20 protein-coding genes are annotated in these 23228 nt (G+C 30.8%); 14 read left to right on the plus strand and 6 right to left on the minus strand.

Translation table 11 applies throughout. From position 1 onward, the window contains the following. Window positions 1–115 precede the first annotated feature (115 nt). Window positions 116–1459 carry an NADP-specific glutamate dehydrogenase gene (gdhA, locus tag WHD07_RS11090; protein ID WP_343328436.1) on the minus strand — a complete coding sequence of 448 codons (1344 nt, stop codon included), beginning with the start codon at window positions 1457–1459 and terminating at the stop codon, window positions 116–118. A gap of 211 nt (window positions 1460–1670) precedes the next feature. Here gdhA and pheS point away from each other — a divergent pair, with 211 nt between their 5' ends. The 8 genes from pheS to WHD07_RS11130 all read left to right on the plus strand — a co-directional run bounded on the left by pheS (window position 1671) and on the right by WHD07_RS11130 (window position 10587). Further along, entirely contained in the window at window positions 1671–2690 is a 1020-nt protein-coding gene (gene pheS, locus WHD07_RS11095; protein ID WP_105049720.1) for a phenylalanine--tRNA ligase subunit alpha, read from the plus strand. 146 nt (window positions 2691–2836) lie between these two features. After that, window positions 2837–3094 (plus strand): hypothetical protein, encoded by a 258-nt coding sequence (locus WHD07_RS11100; protein ID WP_343328437.1) that lies wholly within the window; start codon window positions 2837–2839, stop codon window positions 3092–3094. Window positions 3095–3341: 247 nt separating this feature from the next. Further along, window positions 3342–3845 (plus strand): GbsR/MarR family transcriptional regulator, encoded by a 504-nt coding sequence (locus WHD07_RS11105; RefSeq protein WP_105049718.1) that lies wholly within the window; start codon window positions 3342–3344, stop codon window positions 3843–3845. Window positions 3846–3857: 12 nt separating this feature from the next. Then, on the plus strand, window positions 3858–4991 hold the full coding sequence (locus WHD07_RS11110) for an efflux RND transporter periplasmic adaptor subunit (protein WP_343328438.1): 1134 nt from the start codon (window positions 3858–3860) through the stop codon (window positions 4989–4991). A gap of 21 nt (window positions 4992–5012) precedes the next feature. After that, window positions 5013–8159, plus strand: coding sequence for an efflux RND transporter permease subunit (locus WHD07_RS11115; protein ID WP_343328439.1), 3147 nt, complete (start codon window positions 5013–5015; stop codon window positions 8157–8159). A 1-nt stretch (window position 8160) separates the two neighbouring features. Then, the gene (locus WHD07_RS11120; protein WP_343328440.1) at window positions 8161–9579 is read left to right on the plus strand and encodes an efflux transporter outer membrane subunit; all 1419 of its coding nucleotides are present in this window, start codon (window positions 8161–8163) and stop codon (window positions 9577–9579) included. A 6-nt stretch (window positions 9580–9585) separates the two neighbouring features. Next, a complete protein-coding gene (locus tag WHD07_RS11125) occupies window positions 9586–10182 on the plus strand; it encodes a TetR/AcrR family transcriptional regulator (RefSeq protein WP_343328441.1) in 597 nt (198 codons plus the stop codon). Between the two features lie 9 nt (window positions 10183–10191). Next, complete coding sequence (locus WHD07_RS11130) at window positions 10192–10587, plus strand: hypothetical protein (protein WP_343328442.1); 396 nt, start codon at window positions 10192–10194, stop codon at window positions 10585–10587. Window positions 10588–11589: 1002 nt separating this feature from the next. Here the strand turns inward: WHD07_RS11130 and WHD07_RS11135 are convergent. Then, a complete protein-coding gene (locus WHD07_RS11135; protein WP_343328443.1) occupies window positions 11590–11874 on the minus strand; it encodes a hypothetical protein in 285 nt (94 codons plus the stop codon). Between the two features lie 57 nt (window positions 11875–11931). Then, on the minus strand, window positions 11932–13407 hold the full coding sequence (locus WHD07_RS11140; protein WP_343328444.1) for a Na+/H+ antiporter NhaC family protein: 1476 nt from the start codon (window positions 13405–13407) through the stop codon (window positions 11932–11934). A 94-nt stretch (window positions 13408–13501) separates the two neighbouring features. On the opposite strand from WHD07_RS11140, the gene WHD07_RS11145 reads away from it, so the two are divergent. Then, entirely contained in the window at window positions 13502–14044 is a 543-nt protein-coding gene (locus WHD07_RS11145; protein WP_343328445.1) for a pyridoxamine 5'-phosphate oxidase family protein, read from the plus strand. Window positions 14045–14086: 42 nt separating this feature from the next. On the opposite strand, the gene WHD07_RS11150 is transcribed toward WHD07_RS11145, so the two are convergent. Continuing rightward, window positions 14087–14677 carry a 2OG-Fe(II) oxygenase gene (locus tag WHD07_RS11150; RefSeq protein ID WP_343328446.1) on the minus strand — a complete coding sequence of 197 codons (591 nt, stop codon included), beginning with the start codon at window positions 14675–14677 and terminating at the stop codon, window positions 14087–14089. Between the two features lie 39 nt (window positions 14678–14716). Beyond that, window positions 14717–15151 (minus strand): TerB family tellurite resistance protein, encoded by a 435-nt coding sequence (locus tag WHD07_RS11155; RefSeq protein ID WP_343328447.1) that lies wholly within the window; start codon window positions 15149–15151, stop codon window positions 14717–14719. A gap of 144 nt (window positions 15152–15295) precedes the next feature. Between WHD07_RS11155 and WHD07_RS11160 the strand changes: the two genes are divergently transcribed. From WHD07_RS11160 to WHD07_RS11180, 5 genes are all read left to right on the plus strand, one after another. Next, window positions 15296–16942 carry a glycerol-3-phosphate dehydrogenase/oxidase gene (locus WHD07_RS11160; protein WP_343328448.1) on the plus strand — a complete coding sequence of 549 codons (1647 nt, stop codon included), beginning with the start codon at window positions 15296–15298 and terminating at the stop codon, window positions 16940–16942. Window positions 16943–17241: 299 nt separating this feature from the next. Continuing rightward, the gene (locus tag WHD07_RS11165; RefSeq protein WP_343328449.1) at window positions 17242–17580 is read left to right on the plus strand and encodes a hypothetical protein; all 339 of its coding nucleotides are present in this window, start codon (window positions 17242–17244) and stop codon (window positions 17578–17580) included. Between the two features lie 415 nt (window positions 17581–17995). After that, a complete protein-coding gene (locus tag WHD07_RS11170; RefSeq protein ID WP_343328450.1) occupies window positions 17996–18334 on the plus strand; it encodes a hypothetical protein in 339 nt (112 codons plus the stop codon). 235 nt (window positions 18335–18569) lie between these two features. Then, entirely contained in the window at window positions 18570–20090 is a 1521-nt protein-coding gene (locus WHD07_RS11175) for an alkaline phosphatase PhoX (protein ID WP_343328451.1), read from the plus strand. Window positions 20091–20197: 107 nt separating this feature from the next. Continuing rightward, entirely contained in the window at window positions 20198–21901 is a 1704-nt protein-coding gene (locus tag WHD07_RS11180; protein ID WP_343328452.1) for a cytochrome-c peroxidase, read from the plus strand. Between the two features lie 54 nt (window positions 21902–21955). On the opposite strand, the gene WHD07_RS11185 is transcribed toward WHD07_RS11180, so the two are convergent. Continuing rightward, entirely contained in the window at window positions 21956–23224 is a 1269-nt protein-coding gene (locus tag WHD07_RS11185; protein ID WP_105049702.1) for an MFS transporter, read from the minus strand. Between the last annotated feature and the right edge of the window lie 4 nt (window positions 23225–23228).

A 23228-nucleotide genomic window follows, 5' to 3' on the forward strand; every position in this document is an offset into this window, starting at 1 on the left:
TAGTTGCTTTCTTGTTGAACACACAAGATATAAATTTTAGTTTCTAACTCTTATAAAAATAAAAAAAAAGCGCATCAAAAAATGATGCGCTTTTACCTATTATTAAGGTTGTAATTTAAACAACACCTTGGTCTAACATTGCGTTTGCCACTTTTACAAAACCTGCAATATTTGCTCCTTTTACGTAATCTATTGTTCCGTCTTCATTTTCTCCGTATTGTACGCAAGAATTATGAATATCGTTCATAATTTGATGCAATTTCACATCAACTTCTTCTCTGGTCCAGTTATAACGTAAAGAATTCTGACTCATTTCTAAACCAGAGGTAGCAACGCCACCAGCATTAGATGCTTTTCCTGGAGAAAATAAAATTTTTGCGTTTTGAAATTCATGAATTGCTTCTGGTGTAGAAGGCATATTTGCACCTTCAGAAACACATATACAACCATTTTTAATTAGTTGTTTGGCTTCGTCTCCATTTAACTCATTTTGCGTTGCACATGGCAAAGCAATATCACATTTTATGCCCCAAGGTCTTGCTCCGGCCACAAATTTTGCATTCGGATATTTCTCTACATACTCACTAATTCTTCCACGTTTTTCGTTTTTAATAAACATAACGTGTTTTAGTTTTTCTGTATTTAAACCCTCTTCATCTAAAATATATCCAGAAGAATCAGATAACGTTAAAACTGTAGCCCCTAATTCTATTGCTTTTTCTGCAGCATATTGTGCAACATTACCAGAACCAGAAATAACTATTTTTTTTCCGTTTAAAGAATCTCCTTTTCTTTTTAACATGTTTTGTGCAAAATATACGTTTCCGTAACCTGTTGCTTCTGGTCTAATTAAAGAACCTCCCCAACTAGAACCTTTACCTGTTAAAACACCCACAAACTCGTTGCGTAATTTTTTATATTGACCAAACATAAAACCAATTTCTCTTCCTCCAACACCAATATCTCCTGCAGGTATATCTGTATTTGCACCAATATGACGGAATAATTCTGACATAAAAGCTTGACAAAATGCCATTACTTCTCTGTCTGATTTTCCTTTCGGATTAAAATCAGATCCTCCTTTTCCTCCACCCATAGGTAAAGTTGTTAACGAGTTTTTAAAAACTTGCTCAAAACCTAAAAATTTTAAAATAGATAAGTTAACTGAAGGATGAAAACGCAACCCACCTTTATAAGGACCAATTGCAGAATTAAATTCTACTCTATATCCTCTATTAATTTGTGTTTCTCCATTATCATCAACCCATGGTATGCGGAACATTAACGTTCTTTCTGGCTCTACCATTCTTTCTAATAATTTTTTATTTTGATACTTAGAATTCTCCTCTATAAACGGAATTACAGTTTCTGCAACTTCGTATACTGCTTGTAAAAATTCTGGTTCGTTTGGATTACGTTCTTTAACATAATCCACAAAGGCATTTATTTTAGAATTCATAAATTAAATATTCAATTATTATGATAATTTTAATGTGCAAATATAATTATTTTACATTTTGTTAAATTTAAAAAACCATTTATTTACCTAATTTATTTCGTTTACTTAATCGATTTCGTATAATTGACTTTAACAGCCTTTAACTCTTCTAAAAAAGGAACACCACTTTTCATTAAAAAAGATTAAATTTGCCCCTTAATTATCCTTTAAAATGTTAGACAAAGTAAAAGAACTGATTGGTGATGTAAAAGCATTTAATGCCACTACAAAAGAAGAAGTAGAAACTTTTAGAATTAAATACCTAGGAAGCAAAGGCTTATTGAAAGACTTATTTGCTGAATTTAAAAATGTAGATGCAGAATTACGTAAAGATTTTGGTCAGGCATTAAATAATTTAAAAAAGTCTGCAGAAGGAAAAGTTGCTGAACTAAGCGAATCTTTAGAAGGAGCTGCTAGTCAGAAATCATTTTATGGAGATTTAACGCGTCCGTCAGAACCAATTAATTTAGGTTCTCGTCATCCAATTTCATTGGTTAGAAATCAAATTATTGATGTTTTTAATAGAATTGGTTTTACCGTTTCTGAAGGACCAGAAATTGAAGATGATTGGCATAACTTTACCGCTTTAAATTTACCAGAATATCATCCTGCAAGAGATATGCAAGACACGTTCTTTATAGAACAAGATCCAGATATTTTATTAAGAACACACACGTCTTCTGTACAAGTACGTTATATGGAAGAAAATAAACCACCTATAAGAACTATTTCTCCAGGAAGAGTTTTTAGAAATGAAGATATTTCTGCAAGAGCACATTGTATTTTTCATCAGGTAGAAGGTTTATATATAGATACTGATGTTTCTTTTGCCGATTTAAAACAAACACTTTTATACTTTACAAAAGAGATGTTTGGTAAATCTAAAATTCGTTTACGTCCTTCTTATTTTCCGTTTACAGAGCCAAGTGCAGAAGTAGATATTTATTGGGGATTAGAAACCGAAACTGATTATAGAATTACAAAAGGTACAGGTTGGTTAGAAATTATGGGTTGTGGTATGGTAGATCCTAATGTATTAAAAAATGCAAACATAGACCCAACTAAATATTCTGGTTACGCTTTTGGTATGGGAATAGAACGTATTGCTATGTTATTATATCAAATACCAGATATTAGAATGTTTTATGAAAACGACAAACGTTTCTTAGAGCAATTTAAATCTGTTTTATAAAAGAAAAGTACAACTTAGTCTTTCCGAAAAGAAAGAGTGCGTATATTTATAAAATTATCCTTGATAATCTTTCTGATGTACATTAACAGAAAAACAAGGAGACTAATCAAAAATGATACATCATTTTTAAGAAAATAAGTTATATAATGAACTATTTTACACAATTTTGGGATGAAAACAGAGATGATGAATATGCAGATTGGGGAACCTCTACTTGGTATTTTGAAACCAATGATGCCGATGAAGTTTTAAAACAAATTACCGTTTATGCAAACGGAAAAGTTACAAAATACAGTGATGAAAATCTTGAAGATCAATTTGGTGGTTTGTGTGAAGAAACATTAACTATTGACGAATGTGATGGAGATCTAATCTCTAAAGAAGATTTCTATAAAGTTTGGTAATTCTTTAAATACTAAAACAAACTAAAATAGCATTATACTTAGCAAATCTAAATAGAAAAGCTATAATACAGTATTAAAATACATTTTTACTTACACAATTTAAAGCCGATAGAAATATCGGTTTTTTTCTTTAACAATAAATTAACTTCGTGTAGTTCGGTTTGTTCCGAACTAATAATATATATTTGCAGAGAATTTCACTGTGAATAAAATATTGATATTCAAAAACAGTATAAAACGAATTAAAATGAAAGAAGAAATCTGCAAGAAAAAAATGGCTTTGGTAGAAAGACTGGGTGTTCATCTAGAAAATAGAGAACAATTAGCACCTGTTGCAGCTCGTATTTTATCTTATATAATTTTAACAGGTAAAAAAGGAGCCACTTTTGAAGATATGGTAAGTATTTTATGCGCTAGTAAAAGCACTATATCTACCCATTTAAATCATTTACAAGATTTAAATAAAATTGAGTATTTCACTAAAACAGGAGATCGTAAAAAATATTTTATCATTAATAAGGATACTATTATTCAACATGTTGATAGAATGATAAGCCATTGGCAAGAAGAACGCTCAATACATTTAGAAATTAAAGACTATAAAGAAAAACAGAACAGTCTAAAAATTGAAAATGAAGAAGATAAATTTGATTTAAGTTTTCACAACGATTATGTTAAGTTTATAGATGAAGCATCATTTTCAGTAAAAACATTAAGAGAAAAATTAATAAACAACCAATTCCATATTTAAACGAAGTAAAAAATGAAACACCATAAATTATTAACACTACTATCACTAAGCGTATTTTTAGTTATTGCAAGTTGTGCAAAAGATGAAAAACCAGCAACAACTGCAGCAAACCGTCCTGCTCCTTCTTTTCCTGTAATTGCAATGCAAACTAAAACAGTAACGGGTTACAAAGAATACCCAACAAGTATAGAAGGTATCGTAAATAGTGCTGTAAGAGCAAAGGTTTCTGGATACATTCAAAAAGTAATGGTAGACGAGGGACAAAAAGTACGTAAAGGACAAGTATTATTTAAAATAGAAACACAATCTTTAAGTCAAGATGCCGGAGCAGCAAAAGCTCGTATTAATGTAGCACAGGTAGAGGTTAACAAATTAATACCTCTAGTAGAAAAAAACATAATAAGTGCAGTACAATTAGAAACTGCAAAAGCTAATTTAGCACAAGCAAAAGCTAATTATAGTAGTATTTCTGCAAGCATAGGTTACGGTACCATAAGAAGCCAAGTAGATGGTTATGTTGGTGCAATTAATTTTAGAGAAGGTGCATTGGTTAGTCCTGCAGATCCTACTCCATTAACAACGGTTAGTGATATTAGTAAAGTATATGCTTTTTTTAGTTTAAACGAGAGTCAGTATTTAGACTTTTTACAAAATGCAAAAGGTAAAAACTTAGCAGAAAAACTAGCTAATTATTCTGCTATTAATTTAGTTTTAGCAAACGGAAGTACGTATGCAGAAAAAGGGAAAATAGAAACCAGTACAGGGCAAGTAAATAAAAACACCGGTACTATTAGTTTAAGAGCTGTTTTTAACAATCCTAACCAACTATTAACAAATGGTAATAGTGGTAAAATTCAAATTCCAACAGTTTATGAAAATGCCATTGTGGTTCCGCAAGCAGCAACTTATGAACAACAAGGAAATATCATATTATTTAAGTTAAATAAAGATAACAAAGTTGCCACTTCTATTATTAAGGTAAAAGCCAGCATAGATAATTTATATGTTGTAGCATCTGGTGTAGAATTAAACGACAAAATTATAGCATCTGGTGTTGGTAAATTAAGAAATGGTATGGCTATTTCTCCTAAAGAAACCTCTTTTGATGAGGCTCTTAAACCAGTAGCTACCTTATTTAAAAACTAGTAACTAACAAAAATATTAGACATGTTAAAAACATTTATTGAAAGACCCGTGCTTTCAACAGTAATCTCTATTATCATCGTTATACTAGGGGTTATCAGTATCACAAGCTTACCAATAGAAGAATATCCAGATATAGCACCACCAACAATTAAGGTAATTGCATCTTATCCTGGAGCCAATGCAGAAACCGTTTTAGAGAGTGTAATTATTCCTATAGAAGAGCAAATAAATGGTGTAGAAGGTATGACTTACATTACCTCTACGGCATCTAATACAGGTACCGCAGAAATTACTGTTTACTTTAATCAAGAAATAGATGCAGATATTGCTGCTGTAAACGTACAAAACCGTGTATCTAGAGCAACACCATTACTGCCTCAAGAGGTAATACAAACAGGGGTAACAACTCAAAAGCAAGAAACAAGTGCATTAATGTTTATCTCTATGTATTCTGAGAATACAGATTACGATGCTACTTATATTCAGAATTACTTAAAAATAAACGTAATTCCGGCAATGCAACGTATTAGTGGTGTTGGAGATGTAAGTGTATTTTCTCAACAAGATTATGCAATGCGTATTTGGTTAAAACCAGAAAAATTAGCCGCTTATAATTTAATTCCTTCGGATGTTACTGCAGCTTTAAAAGAACAAAATTTAGAAGCAGCAGCTGGTTCTTTAGGTCAAAATAATGGAGAAGCATTTTCTTATACCTTAACGTATAGTGGTCGTTTTAAAGAAGAGAAACAATACGGAGATATTATTATAAAAGCATTAGGAAACGGACAATTTCTTCGTTTAAATGATGTTGCTAAAATTGAATTAGATGCACAATCTTATGCGTCTAATGCGATGAGTTTAGGAAAACCTGCCGTATTTATGGGGATTTTTCAAACCAAAGGTTCTAATGCACGAGAAATTATTGAAAACATTAAAACAACTTTAGAAGGCGTTAAAAAAGACCTTCCGGAAGGGTTAAATGTATTTGTGCCTTACGATACCAGTTTATTCTTAAATGCATCAATAGAAAAAGTAATTAGTACTTTAATGGAAGCCTTTTTATTGGTATTCTTAGTGGTGTTTATCTTCTTACAAGATTTTAGATCTACGTTAATTCCTGCAATTGCAGTACCCGTTTCTATTATTGGTACCTTCTTTTTCTTAAATGTTTTTGGATACTCCATTAACCTTTTAACACTATTTGCATTAGTCCTCGCCATTGGTATTGTGGTAGATGATGCTATTGTGGTTGTAGAAGCGGTGCATGCGAAGATGGATGAAGGAGAGAAAAATCCGAAGAAAGCAACATTGGTAGCCATGAACGAAATTTCTGGTGCCATTATATCTATTACCTTAGTAATGGCAGCTGTATTTATTCCGGTTACCTTTATTACAGGACCAACAGGAGTGTTTTATGAGCAATTTGGTGTTACATTAATTATTGCCATTCTTATTTCTGCAGTTAATGCATTAACATTAAGTCCGGCTTTGTGTGCTTTACTATTAAAAACGCATAAAGAAGATGAAGAGTTAAAAGGAAAAAGCCCATTAAAACGTTTTTACACTTTATTTAATCGTGGTTTTAATGCTACTGTAGAAAGATATGGTAAATCGCTACATTTCTTATACAAAAGAAAATGGGTACCAGTTTTATTATTAGTCTTAGCAGTTGTTGGAATTTTTTGGGCAACTGAAAATACACCAACAGGATTTGTACCTAATGAAGATAGAGGAATTATTTTTGCAAATATAGAGTTACCTGCAGGAGCTTCTTTAGATAGAACTAATGCGGTTGCTAAAGATTTGTATGGAAAAATTAAAGATATTGATGGAATAGTTGCTGTTAACTTTATTAAAGGTAGAAGTTTAATTAGTGGAGCGGGTAGTAATTATGGTTTTGGTATTATAAAATTAGCAGATTGGGGAGAACGTAAAGATCCATCAACCTCTGTACAAGCCATTACAGGTAAATTATTCGGAATTGTATCTACAATGCCAGAAGCAAATATTATTTTCTTCTCGCCACCAAGTATTCGTGGTTTTGGTAATTCATCTGGTTTTGAGATAAATTTACTTGACAAATTTGGTGGAGAATTTACAGACTTAGATAAAGCGAATAAAGAATTTGCCATGGCTTTAATGAAGCATCCTGAAGTAAAATATGCACAATCTTCTTTCAACACAAATTACCCACAATATGAAATGGACATTAATGTGCCTTTAGCCAAAGAGAAAGGGGTACCAATTAGTAGTATTTTCTCAACTTTACAAGGTTATATTGGTGGAGTGTATGCTTCGGATTTTTCTAAATTCGGAAAACAATTTAGAGTGTACATTCAGGCATTACCAGATGATAGAGCTAGTGTAGATGATTTAAATAGCATGTATGTTAGAACAAATACTGGAGAAATGACACCTATTACACAGTTTGTAAAATTAGAACGTGTATATGGACCACAATCAGTTACTCGTTTTAACCTATTTAATTCTACAACCATAACTGGTGCTACAAATGAAGGTTTTAGTACAGGTGATGCTATTAGAGTTATTGAAGAAGAAGTAGCAAAATTACCAAGTAATTATACCGTTGCATATTCTGGTTTAACAAGAGAAGAGGTAAACGCTGGTAACCAAACTGCATTTATTTTTGCATTAAGTATTCTATTTGTATATTTCTTATTAAGTGCACAATACGAAAGTTACTTATTACCTTTTGCTGTTGTATTATCATTACCGTTTGGTGTATTTGGAGCGTATATTAGTACATACTTCTTTGGACTCGAAAACAACATTTATTTCCAAATTGCTTTAATTATGTTGATTGGTCTACTCGCCAAGAACGCCATATTAATTGTAGAATTTGCTTTGCAGCGACGTAAAAATGGAGAAAGTATTGTAGATGCTGCTATTCATGGAGCAAAATCTCGTTTACGACCTATTTTAATGACCTCATTTGCCTTTATTCTTGGTTTAATGCCATTAGTATTAGCAAAAGGTGTAGGGTCTGAAGGAAACAACTCGATAGGTACAGGTGCTGTTGGTGGAATGTTAATTGGTACCATTTTAGGAGTCTTTGTAATTCCGATACTATTTATATTATTTCAATGGTTACAAGAAAAAGTTTCTAGTAAACCAGCCGTTATTTCTCAACAAAAAGAAGAAGAATAAGATGATCTCAATTATAAAAAACAAAAACCTTCAAAAAGGAGTCGTAGTAGCTGTAATGGCTTTTACGTTACAAAGTTGTTTTGTTGCCAAAGAGTATACAAGACCAGAAATTACAGAAACAGAAAACTTGTACAGAACAGATAATTTGCCATCAGATAGTATATCTATGGCAGATGTATCTTGGAAAACCTTGTTTACCGATACCTATTTACAGCAATACATAGAAGAAGGATTGCAAAACAATATGGATATTAGAATTGCAATACAACAAATAGTTGCAGCTGAAGCCTATGCAAAACAAGGTAAAGCAGGTTATTTACCAACTTTAAGTGTTGGTCCAAATCTTACACATCAAGAATTGTCTAAAAACAGTCAGTTTGGTGCTTTTTTAACAAATACATCTACAGACCAGTATGATATTACCGCTTCACTTTCTTGGGAAGCTGATATTTGGGGAAAAATACGTAGTAATAAACGTGCAACACAAGCTGCTTTTTTACAAAGTGTAGCAGGACATCAAGCCGTAAAAACGCAACTAATTTCTAGTATTGCAAATACATATTACACTATTTTGGCTTTAGATGCACAGTTAGAAATTACCAAAACATCTATTAAAACTAGAAAAAAAGGAGTAGAAACTATTATCGCTTTAAAAGAGGCTGGTTTAACAAATCAGGTAGCAGTAGATCAAAATATTGCACAATACAATAACGCTAAAGCATTAGAAATAGATTTACAAGTGGCTCTTTTTAAAGCAGAAAATACACTAGGTATTTTGTTAGGTAAAGCACCTCAACAAATTAAGAGAAGTAGTTTAGACCAACAAACCATAAATTCTGAAATGAAATTAGGGGTTGCTTCTCAATTATTAAGCAACCGACCAGATGTGATGGCTGCAGAATATGGATTAATTAGTGCTTTCGAGTTAACAAATGTTGCTAGAAGTAGTTTATATCCTTCTTTAACTTTAACTGCCTCTGGTGGGTTGCAAAGTTTAGATTTTGATAAATTATTTAACGCAAATTCATTATTTGCGAATATTGTTGGGGGGTTAACACAACCTATTTTTAATAAACGAAAATTAAAAACACAAAAAGAAGTTGCTATTGCACAACAAGAACAAGCACTACTAAACTTTAAAAAGACTTTATTAGTTGCAGGTAACGAAGTTTCTAATGCACTCTATTCTTACAATTCTGAAAACAAAAAGTATGAATTCTTACAAAACGAAGTAGAAGCTTTACGCAAAGCAGAAAAAAATTCTGAAGAATTATTAAAAAATGGATATGCCACTTATTTAGACTTATTAACGGCTAGACAAAGTGCATTAAGCTCTGAAATTAAAGTAATTGGTAGCAGATTACAACAATTACAATCTGTTGTTAACCTTTATGAAGCTTTAGGAGGTGGTTTAAAATAAACTAAAATGGTTAGTAAACAAGAACTTTTAGAGTGTTCTATTACCAACTTTATCAAATTTGGAAGCAAGCGTTTTTCTATGAATCAGCTTGCTTCTGAACTTGGTATTTCTAAAAAAACCATCTACAAACACTTTAAAAATAAAGACGAACTCATTTCTAAAGGGGTTCGTTTTATTGTAGATAAATATTTACACGAAGTAGATAAAATTCTAAAAAACACAGAAGATCCTATAGAAAGAATTCTCTTAATTCAGAAAAATAGTTTTCAATATTTAAACTATTTTCAGCCTACATTTTTATACGGAATTAAGAAATATTACCACAATGCAGACACTGTTTTTAAAGATTTTAAAGACAACTTTATAAAAAACAACTTAAAACCTTTGCTTGAAGAGGCTATAGAAAAAGAGTATCTTCGCAAAAGTTTAAACGTAGATTTGTTTTGCGATTTGTATTTTACAAGAATTAAAGACTTTGTTTTTAATCCTAAAAATCTTTTTGAAATTTATGGTCTCGAGGTGGTTTTTGAGCATCTTATTCTAAATAATTTACGAGGTTTTATCACACCAAATTACAAAGACACAAAAAAATTATTTACTTAATTATTTTTTATGAAAAAAGACATTCACATACCAGAAGTTACAGACGTAGAAATGGCTGTTGTTTATGAATACAATGATTTGTACAAAACAGATGATTGGAATGTGTATATTATTAATAATAAGAAAGTAGACTTAGAAATGATGGTCATTGTTTCTCAGGGTTTTTCTGATACAAAAACTACTTCTTTGTTGCGTAAAAAGTTAGACAAACTACCCGCAAATTCTTTTGCTAAAATTGAATTTATTCAACCAGAATTATTCAAGTTAAATAACCGTTTTCAGGTTTCTTTTTTTGAAGGAAACACTTTACACGAAAAAACATTTTTCTTTAAAGAAAACACCGTTAAAGAAGGTGCTTTACGTATGATTGATGAAATTAAAAAGCGTGGTATTTTAGCGGAGTAAGTAAAGTTTTGAGGATATCATCCTATTTTACAAATTCAATTTTTTCTTCATTAAGCACACACAATTTCTAGGTATCATTCCGATAAAATAGAAGATAGAAGCCTCTTAATTCAAAAGATTATGAGATTTCTCAATCGCTCTAAAAAGCTCATTTCGAAATGACAAGCTGTACGTTGTTGATTGTGTTAGTAACTGTATCAAACTTAAAAAAAATCAAAATTATCACTTAGAAATAATACGAAGTCACACAACAGTGAAACCATAAAACGACACACACTACTTGTCATTTAGACGATAGGAGAAATCTCATAACAGTGATCCCGCAACACCGAGCCATAAAACTTGTCATTTCGAAGTACTGAGAAATCTCATGGCAGTGATAACATAACAATATTTACATACTTTATGTGATTTCTCCCAAAAGATCGAAAAGACAAATTGAATGTGAGATTTCTCAATCGCCTAAAAAAGCTCTTTTCGAAATGACAAGCTGTATGGGTTACTGATTGTGTTAATAAGTACATCAAACTTAAAAAAAACAAATTGTTACTTCAAAATAATGCGAAGTCACACAACAGTGAAACCATAAAACAACTCACACTACTTGTCATTTCGACGACAGGAGAAATCTCATAACAGTGATCCCGCAACACCGAGCCATAAAACTTGTCATTTAGAAGTACTGAGAAATCTCATGGCACTGATAACATAACAATATTTACATACTTTATGTGATTTCTCCCAAAAGATCGAAAAGACAAATTGAATGTGAGATTTCTCAATCGCCTAAAAAAGCTCTTTTCGAAATGACAAATTGTTAACAAATACGCCCGCGTTAGCGATTGCAACGGCATCCTTTTTGTTTTTTACAAAAAGATATAGTGAAAAGCGCGACCCTTGTGGTAACGCCCAAATTATTATAAACTGAAAGTTTAAAAAAATCTTTATTTGATTAAACAGATTGCTTCGTCATTCTTCCTCGCAATGACATAACTTTGTTGTTTAATAAGCAGGAGATTGTACTGAAATTTCTGTAGTCTTTTTATTTTTTAAATTTAGTAAAAGTATTTTTTTTTCATTTAGAGTAAACTCTGATACACTTTTAGTTATTCCATTAAAATCACAAGGGAAATCTTGAAAATTATCTTCAAATATTTGAGCTTCTTCATTCCAAATAGGCACATTAATTTCTTTTGTACAAATGTCTTCTTTTGTACAACTACTAAAAGATAAAATAATTATGAAAGTTAAAATGAAATGACTTAAAGTTAACTTTTCTAAATGCATATTTCTAGTTTAATATTTACTTTTTAGTTTTAGTCTTTTCTACCAAATGCTACCCTACTACCCCATAAAACCGATAACCAAGTACATAATTACAGTAATTGCGCCACCAACTAAAGCATAAGGTAATTGCGTTTTTACGTGGTCTATATGATCACTTGCAGATGCCATGGAAGAGATAATAGAAGTGTCTGAAATTGGCGAGCAATGGTCTCCAAAAATTCCGCCACCTAAAGTTGCAGCCACTACAATAGTTGCATCTGCCCCATGAATATTTGCCATAGGTATAGAAATTGCCAGCATAATTGCAAAGGTTCCCCAAGATGTTCCTGTAGAAAATGCGATGAAAGAACTAACTATAAAAACAACCGCCGGTAACAGTTCTGGCGACAACCAACTTTCTGTAACATTTGCCACATAGTTTCCTGTATCTAATACTTTACAAGCGTCTCCAATAGCAAATGCTAACAGCATTAATAACGCTAATGGCATTAACTCGCTAATTCCTTTTAAGGTTAAATTAATAGCTTCTTTTGGCTTTAAAAATCCTTGAATCATATACATTACAATTGCCACTAAAAGTGCCGTAATTACAGCGTATAAAACGGATGAAGAACCAGAACCTGCACCAATTGCTTGTTGTATATGATCTAAGGTTGATGTAAATTCTTTAACCTCATTCCAACCTGTGTAAACTAAGTTAATTGGCATCATTAAAACCATGGTTAAAAGCGGCACAATCATATTATATGCTCTTGCAGGAATGCCTTCTTTTGGCGGAAATGAGGTAATTTCATCTGAAACCATTGGTGTAGAGCCTTCGTTCATTAACTCGCCTGTTTCTTTGGTTCTCTTTTCAGCCTGTTTCATTGGTCCAAAATCTTTTTTGGTAAAAATGATAATGAAAACAGTTACAATGGCAATTAATGGGTAAAAGTTATATTTAATAGAACTCATCATCATTGCAAAAGGCTTGTCTATTCCTTGTGTTAATAAAAGACCCATTATAAAAGCGCCCCAAGCATTAAAAGGTATTAATATGGATGATGGTGCAGAACTAGAATCTGCTATGTATGCTAATTTTTCTCTTGGAATGCCTAATTTATCGAAAATAGGACGGTATAAAGTACCTACGGTTAAAGAGCTAATACTTGTTTCTACAAACAGTAATAAACCGGTTACTGTTGCTAAAACTTGCACCATTATTCTACTATAACCTGTTTTTTTATTTTCTAGTTTTACTAATCTTCTATTTATAATATTGATAAAACCTTCTACTCCTCTAGAAAACTGAATAAAAATTAACAAAGCGCCAACTAAAGCACTAAACATTATGGTTCTTGTATTTCCTTTAGACTGAAAAACGTTTAACATTCCTTCAATCATTGCTAACGTTCCCGCTAACGGATTCCATCCTTCTATGATTAACCAAGAAAACCAAATACCAAATAATAGCGCAATGTATACTTGCTTGGTTTTTAAGGCTAAAATAATGGCCACAATTGGTGGTATTACTGATAGAAATCCATATTCCATAAAGAGAAATTTTAATTTGGTTACAAGGTAGTAATTTATAAAACATTTTATCAATCGATATTTTGTAAATTGTCCACTTAAAAAGAAACCTTATATGTCTAAATTTTATACAAAAATAACCTCAAGACTTCAAAAATTTATTGAAGCACAAAAAATATTCTTTGTTGCTACTGCACCAAATTCTGGTAGAATTAATTTATCGCCAAAAGGTATGGATTCTTTTAGAGTTGTAAGTGAAAACCGTGTTTTATGGTTAAATGTTACTGGAAGTGGAAACGAAACTGCTGCTCATTTATTAGAAAACGACAGAATTACCATGATGTTTTGTGCTTTTGAAGGTGCACCAAATATTTTGCGTTTGTACGGAAAAGGGAAAGAAATTAAAGAAGGTGATGCTACTTGGAATGAGTTAATTACGCTGTTTCCAGAAACTCCAGGAACGCGTCAGATTTTTGATATTACTATAACATCTGCACAAACCTCTTGCGGAATGTCTATTCCGTTTATGGAATATAAAGGAGAAAGAAACGAGCTGAATGATTGGGCAACAGAGCAAGGTAAAGAAGGTATAGCACAATACTGGCAAGATAAAAACCAAACCAGTATTGATGGTTTACCAACAAAAATTTTAGACTAATATTATTAGTATTTCTGTAACTTATAAAAAAGAAACCTATAATTAACCTAATAATGGTCCTAAACCTATTGGTTGATAAAGCAACCAACCTGTTAAACTATATCTGTCTTTAAAAGATTTTAAAACAGCATGTGGAACTTTATCACTTTTAAATAAAACACATCTTTTTGCAATAGGTTCTACTAATTGCAATTTTTTATCTTTATCTAAAATTTCTAATTGTCCACCATTTTCTGTTTCCCAATTATCATTTAGGTAAATAATCATAGAAATCATTCTATTATTTCTACCTTCAAATTGATCTAAATGCCTTTTATAATAACCTCCAGAAGGATAATGAGCTAAATGAAATTCTTGCCCAGATAAACTTAGATAACAATACCTATTTAACGTGCTTTTTGTTTCTTCTAATAAATTCCAAAAATCTTTAAGAATTGTATCTCGTTCTTTATTTAACCAATAGGTTTTATCGCCACGAATGGTTTTTTTTATTGTGTGTTGGTTAAGAGAACCAATACCTGCTTTATCAAAAACATCTATGTTTTTAAAAAGGAAGTTTTTAATTTCTTTATAAAGGTTGTTGTCTATAAAATCATCAATAACCACATAATCTTGCTCTGCAAGATCGTCCATCCAGGACAACCACAGCTCTAATTTGTGAATTGTTTGCAATTAAAAATTATGTACTTTTTTAATAGCCGCGGTAAAATCTTCTAAACTATTCTCATTTAAAACTAAATGAATAGCTTCGTCGCATACTTTTTCTGCATTATCCGTAGAAAAATGTAGGCCAACAGCAATTTTTCTCATCAATTGAACTTCTATTAATTTAGCGTTACCATCTACCAAAATCATTTTTGTTAAACGGTGTAAACGTTCTATTCTATCATTATAACTGACAGGTGCATTTATTGGAAATTTTTCCGGATTATTAAGAATAACTGCAAACTCATCTAATGTTAAGTTTAAGTTTTTCCCCATTCTAATTAATAATTCTTTTTCATCATCGGTAATTTCACCATCTACTTTTGCAATTTTTACAATATTTGCAAAATGTCCTATTTCTTGTTGGTGTTTTCCTTTAGAATATAAATCTAAAATTGCCATTTTGTTTTTTTATAAATATAAAACAAATGATGTAGAAAAGGCAATTAAAAAAAACTAAAAAGATAAAATGAATGTTTTGCTTTTTTGTACTTTGCTAACAAATAATCGATACTGATTATTATTTAAAGAAATTCAATTTTAATTATGAGCAACTTTTCTTACTTCAATAGAGAAAATATTACCAAAGATTTACAAACTATAGAATTTGATGTTTTAATTATTGGTGGTGGAATTACAGGTGCAGGTATTGCTTTAGATGCTGCTTCTAGAGGAATGAAAGTGGCTTTAATAGAAAAAAACGACTTTGCTTCTGGTACTTCTAGTAAATCTACAAAACTAATTCATGGTGGTTTGCGCTACTTAAAACAATTCGATTTTTGGTTGGTAAAAGAAGTGGGTACAGAACGCGCCATTGTGCATGATTTAGCACCTCATTTGGTGGTTCCAGAAAAAATGATTTTACCTTTAATTGAAGGCGGAACCTATGGTTCTTGGTTAACGTCTATCGGACTAAAAGTCTATGATATTTTAGCTTCTGTAGAAGGAGAAGACAAACGTAAAATGTTAGAAAAAGAAGAAGCTTTAGAAAAAGAACCTTTGTTGCCAGAAAGTATTTTAAATGGCGCTGGTTATTATGCAGAATACAGAACCGATGATGCCCGTTTAACCATAGAAGTACTAAAAACAGCGTTAGATTACGAGGCTAAAATTTTAAATTATACAGAAGCCACACAATTTATTTATGAAGATAATAGGGTTGTTGGAGCATCCGTAAAAGACACAATTTCTAATACTGATTTTGATATAAAAGCAAAGTATGTTGTAAATGCAACAGGACCTTGGGTAGATGATTTAAGACAAACCAATCATTCTAAAACAGGAAAACGATTACATTTAACCAAAGGAGTTCATTTGGTAGTTGCACATAATAAATTACCGGTAAAACAATCGGTTTATTTTGATATACCAGATGGTCGTATGATGTTTGCCATTCCGCGTGGAAAAGTTACTTATTTTGGTACTACAGACACCAATTATCAACTAGATAAAAACAATGTAGAAACTAATTTAGTAGATGCCACTTATTTGATTTCTGCGGTAAATAATATGTTTCCAGACATCAATTTATCATTAGATGATATTGAGTCCTCTTGGGCAGGTTTAAGACCTTTAATACACGAAGAAGGAAAGTCTTCTTCAGAACTATCTAGAAAAGATGAAATTTTTGTTTCTGATACAGAATTAATTTCTATTGCAGGCGGAAAATTAACCGGTTATAGAAAAATGGCAGAACGTATTGTAGATTTGGTTGCCAAAAAATACGAACGAAGATTCGACACAAAGTTTGAGGATATAAAAACAAAAAAAATAGCTCTTTCTGGTGGAGCTTTTAATAATTACCAAGAAGTACAAAGTTATACAGACGCTATCCAGAATAGAATTGCAGAAGTAGATTTCGATAGAAAAGATGCAGAATATTTAGTGCATAATTATGGAAAACAAACAGATATTATTTTACAAAAGTTTGATGATTTAATGCATGATAACATGCAAGAAAAAATGATGAAAGCAGAAGTTTGGTTTACCATAAATTATGAAATGACCTGTACTCCCACCGATTTTTTTATGCGCAGAACCGGACGTTTATTTTTTGATGCACGCAGTGTATTTTTATACAAAGAGTATGTGCTTAATGAGTTTAAAAACTATTTTTCTTGGAACGAAAAAACAACAGAAAAACATCTAAAAGAACTAGAAGAAAAAATACAATTGGCTACTACTTTTAAGTAAAATATTGTTTTTCAAATACAAATTTAAAAACCTCATAGATTGTAAAAAGTCTGTGAGGTCTTTATTTTTCAACAGTATTTTAATCACCCAATACACTGAACATCAGAATAATTAAAGTGCAACAATTTAAACTTAATACTGGTTTTCAATAAAAAAATAGTTTATATTTGAGTGATCTTAATATAATTATTACGCTTATGAATTTATACTTTTTACGCTTTTCTATTTAAATAACTTCTTTCTCCCAAAAAGCGTATTTAAAATATTTATAATTTACAATAAACTTAAATTTAAAAATTATGAAAACGTTTTATACCACGGCTGTTATCTTATTTATTACTATCTCTTTTTCTGCAAAAAAAATTACGTTTCAAGAAACAGTACATACATTAGTTGCAACTTATGTTGGTCCTACAGAAAATCAAGACTATAAATTTGTAGATGCTAATAATGTAGAATATTTATTTTATGATGTACAAAAAAATGTAGATTTTGAAAAAGAAGATGATAGTAAAATAAATAAAAAATTTACACTTACTTGGAAAAAGAAACTTGTAGATGAATACAATTCGGTAGGGCAAAAAACAGGTTCTAAAATTGTTGTAAAAACCATATTATCTATTAAAGCAGCAAAATAGTATTTTATCATCTTTTTGATCCACCTTTATAACTTAAATATAGGTAGTGTTTTCTTATAAGAAAATTACTTTAAATTAAATTTATAAAATGATATTCATAATATTCTAACCCTATTTATCAAGCTAAAACAGGTTATACAGCAACTTTAATAAAAAAACACATAGAATTTAATACACTTAATATCAACGTAATAAACAACAAAAACGAGTGTTTAAAAATAATTATTTGTTGAATGAAAAATAAATATCAAATTTAATTTTCAATCGAAAAAAAATGTATATTTGATATACACATATCAGTAATTTTAAGGCTTATGAAAATATAGTTTCGAGTACTTCAAAACAAAAGCAGGTTCTTTTAGGAAAAAGAGCGAGCTACTATATTTATTAAAAAATAACCTTAAAATTAAAAATCATGAAAAAATTATATGCATCAGCATTCGTGCTGTTTATTACCTTAACTATTGCTGTAAATACAATTTCTGCTCAAGAAACATCAAGCAAAATTATTGCTACTTTTAAAGGACTTACAGAAACTGAATATTTTAAATTTGTAGATGATAAGAATGTTCCGTTTTTATTTTACGACTTAGATGAAAATATAGAGCTTTCTTTGTATGAAGATGAATTGATTGGAAAGAAATTTAATATTACTTGGGTAAATAAAGAAATTGATCTTTTAGATGAAGATGGCAATCCTACAGACGAAAAAGAAACTGTTAAATCTATTACAGCCATAACAGAAGAAAAATAATAAACTTCTATAACCGTTTATCAACACAACTGATAAACGGTTTTTTTATGCCTTAAAAACAGAAATACAAATTAATTGTAAACTATAAAAGCTGTTCATAAAGCTTAAAAATTTTTTAACCTTAATAACTTTAAACTAACTATAAGTTAATCATACAACCTTATTAATTTAACGCCTTTCATACATTCAAAGAATAGTTTTGTCAAAAATTAACAACAAAACTTAAATTAGAATTATGAAAAATTATTTTAAACTAGTAATTGCACTTTTTATGATGGCAGCCACTAGTACAATATTAATAAGCTGTGAACCAGAAGATGGAAAAGATGGTATTGACGGTATTGATGGTGTTGATGGAAAAGACGGAATTAACGGAGAAAATGGTAAAGACGCGTCTGTTTTCTTAGCAACTTCAAAATCACCTAGTCTCTTAAAAGTTACAAACGATTTTTTACACTTAAAAATTACTCCTTTATTAACTTCTGAAGACGTAATACCAAATACTCCAGATTTCGTATACGGATCTATGGCTGATGGTGCAGGTTTAATTAACAACGGAGATGATACCTTTACTTTAATTAATAATATTGAAGCAGATTATTCGATAGCACGTATTTTATTAAATAAAAATTTAAGACCATTTCATGGAGAATATATCCTAAATGCAACAGCTACGGCTCAAACAGCACAATGTTCAGGAACATTAATCAGTCAGGAAGAACATGGATTTGGTCCTTTGTATTTATCTGGTGGTGAATGGGGAGGAGCATCAAAAGGTGTGTTTTTAACAGACCCTACAAAAAGTCCTGATGATGCTAGTACAGGAGAATTATTGTCTGCTTTAGGACAATGGTCTACAGAAAATGCAGTACCAATTGGTAAAGATGCTTATGCAGACAAAACAGTTATTTTTATTGGAGATGATCACTCAGACAATACAGTTCCTTCTGGTCAATTAGGGATGTATGTTGGAAATAGAGGAGATTTAGATGGAGGTAAATTGTATGGCTTAAAAGTAACTTCTACTGGTGTTGATTTTGAAATAGACATGGCTGAAGGAACAGAATATAATGCAGAATTTGTAGAGTTAAATGAAAGAGAAATTACAGCCTTAGACACAGAAGCAAAAACAAAAGGTGTGATGGGATTCTCTAGATTAGAAGATATCGACTGGAGAAGAGGCTCTGCAGCAAACCAAAGAGAAATCTATTTCTGTGTTACAGGACGTGATAAACCAGATTTAATTGGTAAAGGAAGCGTTTTAGGACGTGTTTACAAAGTTGTTTTAAATGAAACAGATCCAACAGGAGCTTGTAAAATTACCTGTGTATTAGATGGTGATAAAATTGGTGGTAAAGCAGCTGGTTTTCACTCTCCAGATAATATCTTAGTAACAGAAAACTATGCATACATACAAGAAGATCCTAACGGATATTTAGATACTGCTGTTCATGGATATGCTAAATTATATCAATACAACTTAGCTACAGGAGCTATTAAAACGGTTTTAGAATGTGATCAAAATAGAGCTGCGAGTATTGGATACGGTAAGACTTCTAGTAGATGGGAAATTACAGGGATGATAGATGTAACAGATGTTGTTAACAATGGTGACAACAACTTCTTAGTAATAACACAAAATCATGGATGGGAACCTGCAGACGGAACTTCTTTTACAGACCCAAATGCAAACCCAGATTTAGCAAACAGAAAAGAAGGTTCTATGCTTTATTTAATTAAAGGTTTAGAAAGATAATTTAAAAAAACATCATGAATAACATCTTATTTATGAAAGCCAAGGCATATACTTTTAGTATATGTCTTTTGCTTTTAACCCTAGTAGCTTGCAAAAAAGAAGAGAAAATGATAAACATCTCTTCTACAAACAAAAACATAAAAACATTTTATGATTCACAATTAAATACCTGTATTACACTACTAGATTCTATATCTCTTTCAAAAAAAATAGCAACCAATAAAACTCTTTATAAAAAAGCTCGTGAACACTTTAAAAGAATAGAACCTATTTTAGCTTCATTAGATAAAAACAACTATAAATCTTTAAACGCACCTAACATTTTACAGGTACAAGAAGAAGATTTAACAGATATAAAAATTTCAAATCCTTTTGGTTTTCAAGTTATAGAAGAACTACTTTATGATACTACATTAGATTCATTAAATATTAAAAAAACAGTTGCTGTAACTAGTAATAGATTAAAATTAATTAAAAAAAATATAAACATCAACTTAAAAGATTATCATGTTATTTGGTTGTTAAGAAATCAAATTATTAGAATTTCTACAACCGGAATTACAGGATTTGATTCTCCTGTATTAAAAGCATCCTTGTTAGAAAGTCAATACACTTATGAAACGCTAATAACACTCGTAGAATTTTTTGAAGATAAATTTACCTCTAAAAAAGTTTATCAACAATTAATTACCTCTTTTAAAACGGCTATTAAAGCATTAAATACAGATTTTGATACATTTGATAGGTTTGCTTTTATCAAAGAAAATACAGACAAGCAATTAAAGTTATTAATAGAAACTCAAAAAGATTGGAACGTTACTTTTCCTTTTGAAATGGCCATCTCAAATACCGCTTCTGCCCTTTTTAATTCGAAAGCAATTAATGTATTCTATTTTACAGATTATAAAAGTGATACCACGCATTTACAACAAAAAGAATTATTTGGTAAAGCGTTATTTAATGATAAAATTCTTTCTAAAAATAAAAATATGGCTTGTGCTAGTTGTCATATAAAAGATTTAGCTTTTACGGATGGTAAAAAAACTTTTGATAGCAGACAGATTAGAAACAGTCCTACTTTAACCTACGCTGCCTATCAACAATCTTATTTTATGGATGCTCGTACAGGAAGCTTAGAAGGGCAAATAATAGGCGTTGCTAACAACCACAATGAATTTAACCTGCCTATGGATTCTATTGTAAATAGGGTGCAAAAAAACACAAAATATAAGCATTTATTAACAACTTTATATCAATCTAAAAGAATCGATTTTAATATTAGACATGCTATTGCATCTTATGTTAGAACGCTAAATTCTTTTAATTCTAAGTTTGATAACAATATCAACGGAAAAGAAAATACGTTAACCAATCAAGAAAAAGAGGGTTTTAATTTATTTATGGGAAAAGCAGCTTGTGCTACATGTCATTTTCCTCCATTATTTAACGGAACTGTGCCTCCTAATTTTACAGATACAGAATTAGAATTGATTGGTGTTCCTGAAAAAAAAGATACTATAAATGCTACAATTAGCAGTGATCCTGGTAGATACAATTTATTTCATACTAAAGAAAAAAAAGGTTTTTTTAAAACACCTACTATTAGAAACATTGCTAAAACAGCACCTTATATGCACAATGGCGTATACACAACATTAGAAGAAGTCGTAGATTTTTATAATCGTGGCGGTGGAAAAGGAATTGGTATTTATGAAGAATACCAAACGTTACCTTTTGATAATTTAAATTTGAGTACAGAAGAGCAAAAGAGTCTTATTTCTTTTATGAAAACACTCACCGATAACTATTAATTATCCATAAAATTGCATCTTATAAAAACCTGTTTTTTACTAAAGCAGGTTTTTTTATTCTTCTTTATCGTTTGCTTCTATTTCTGCTGTTAAATCTAACTCTCTTAAAGTTGGGTTTAAACCACCAATAGCTACTACAGTAATTAAGGTCATTGTTCCTCCAAAAACAACAGCAACTACAGGGCCTAATAGTTTAGCTGCTAAACCACTTTCAAAAGCACCTAATTCATTAGAAGAACCCACAAACATAGAATTTACAGAAGATACTCTACCTCTCATATCATCCGGAGTTTTTAATTGTAAAATAGTTTGACGAATAACCATCGATATTCCATCTGCAGCACCACTTACAAATAAAGCTAAAATACTTACCCAGAAAATAGAAGACAACCCAAAGGCAATAATACTTAATCCGAAGACAAAGACAGATATCAACATTTTTTTACCTGTTTTTCGGTTGATAGGAATGTAAGTTGTTAAAAACATGGTAACAATACTTCCCATAGAAATAGAGGCGTTTAAAACACCAAAACCTTCTGGTCCCACCTTAAGTACATCTTGTGCAAAAACAGATAAAATAGCTACCGTTCCTCCAAATAAAACAGCAATCATGTCTAAAGTTAAAACTCCTAAAATGGCTTTGTTCTGAAATACAAACTTTACTCCTGCTTTTAAGCTTTCTTTCATTGGCTCACCAATCTTTTTATTTAAAATTGGTTTCTTTTTAATTAAAAAAGTGAACGTTAAAGATAAGATTACCAATATAAAGACTAAACAAAGGGTCATGTCAACACCAATCCAACTTATAAAAAAACCACCAAATAAAGCTCCAGAAACTGACGCTGTTTTCCAGGTACTTGTGCTCCAGGTTGCCGCATTATGATATATTTTTTTAGGCACTAACAAGGCTACTAAAGAAAAAATGGTAGGCCCAAAAAACGAACGTAAAAAGCCGCCAAAGAAAACCAACCCGTAAATAGAGTATAAAACCGCGTTTGTAGACCAATGCCCTACTACACTCTCTGATGTTAATAAAAATAAGCCTAAACTAATTAATGAAAAAGCTGCCGTACAAATAGCTAATAAATTTCTTTTTTCATTTTGATCTACAATATGACCTGCAAATAAAGCCATTGTAAATGCCGGAATAATTTCCATTAAACCAATAATTCCTAAATTTAAAGGGTCTTTTGTAAGAGAATATACTTCCCATTCAATAACAATAAATTGCATAGACCAACCAAAAACAAGGAGAAATCTAACAAATAGAAATATATTAAATTCTTTTATTCTTAAGGCTGCATAAGGATCTTGTTTTGCCATTTTA

The sequence above is a fragment of the Polaribacter staleyi genome (assembly GCF_038024045.1).
Taxonomy (GTDB): Bacteria; Bacteroidota; Bacteroidia; order Flavobacteriales; family Flavobacteriaceae; genus Polaribacter; species Polaribacter butkevichii.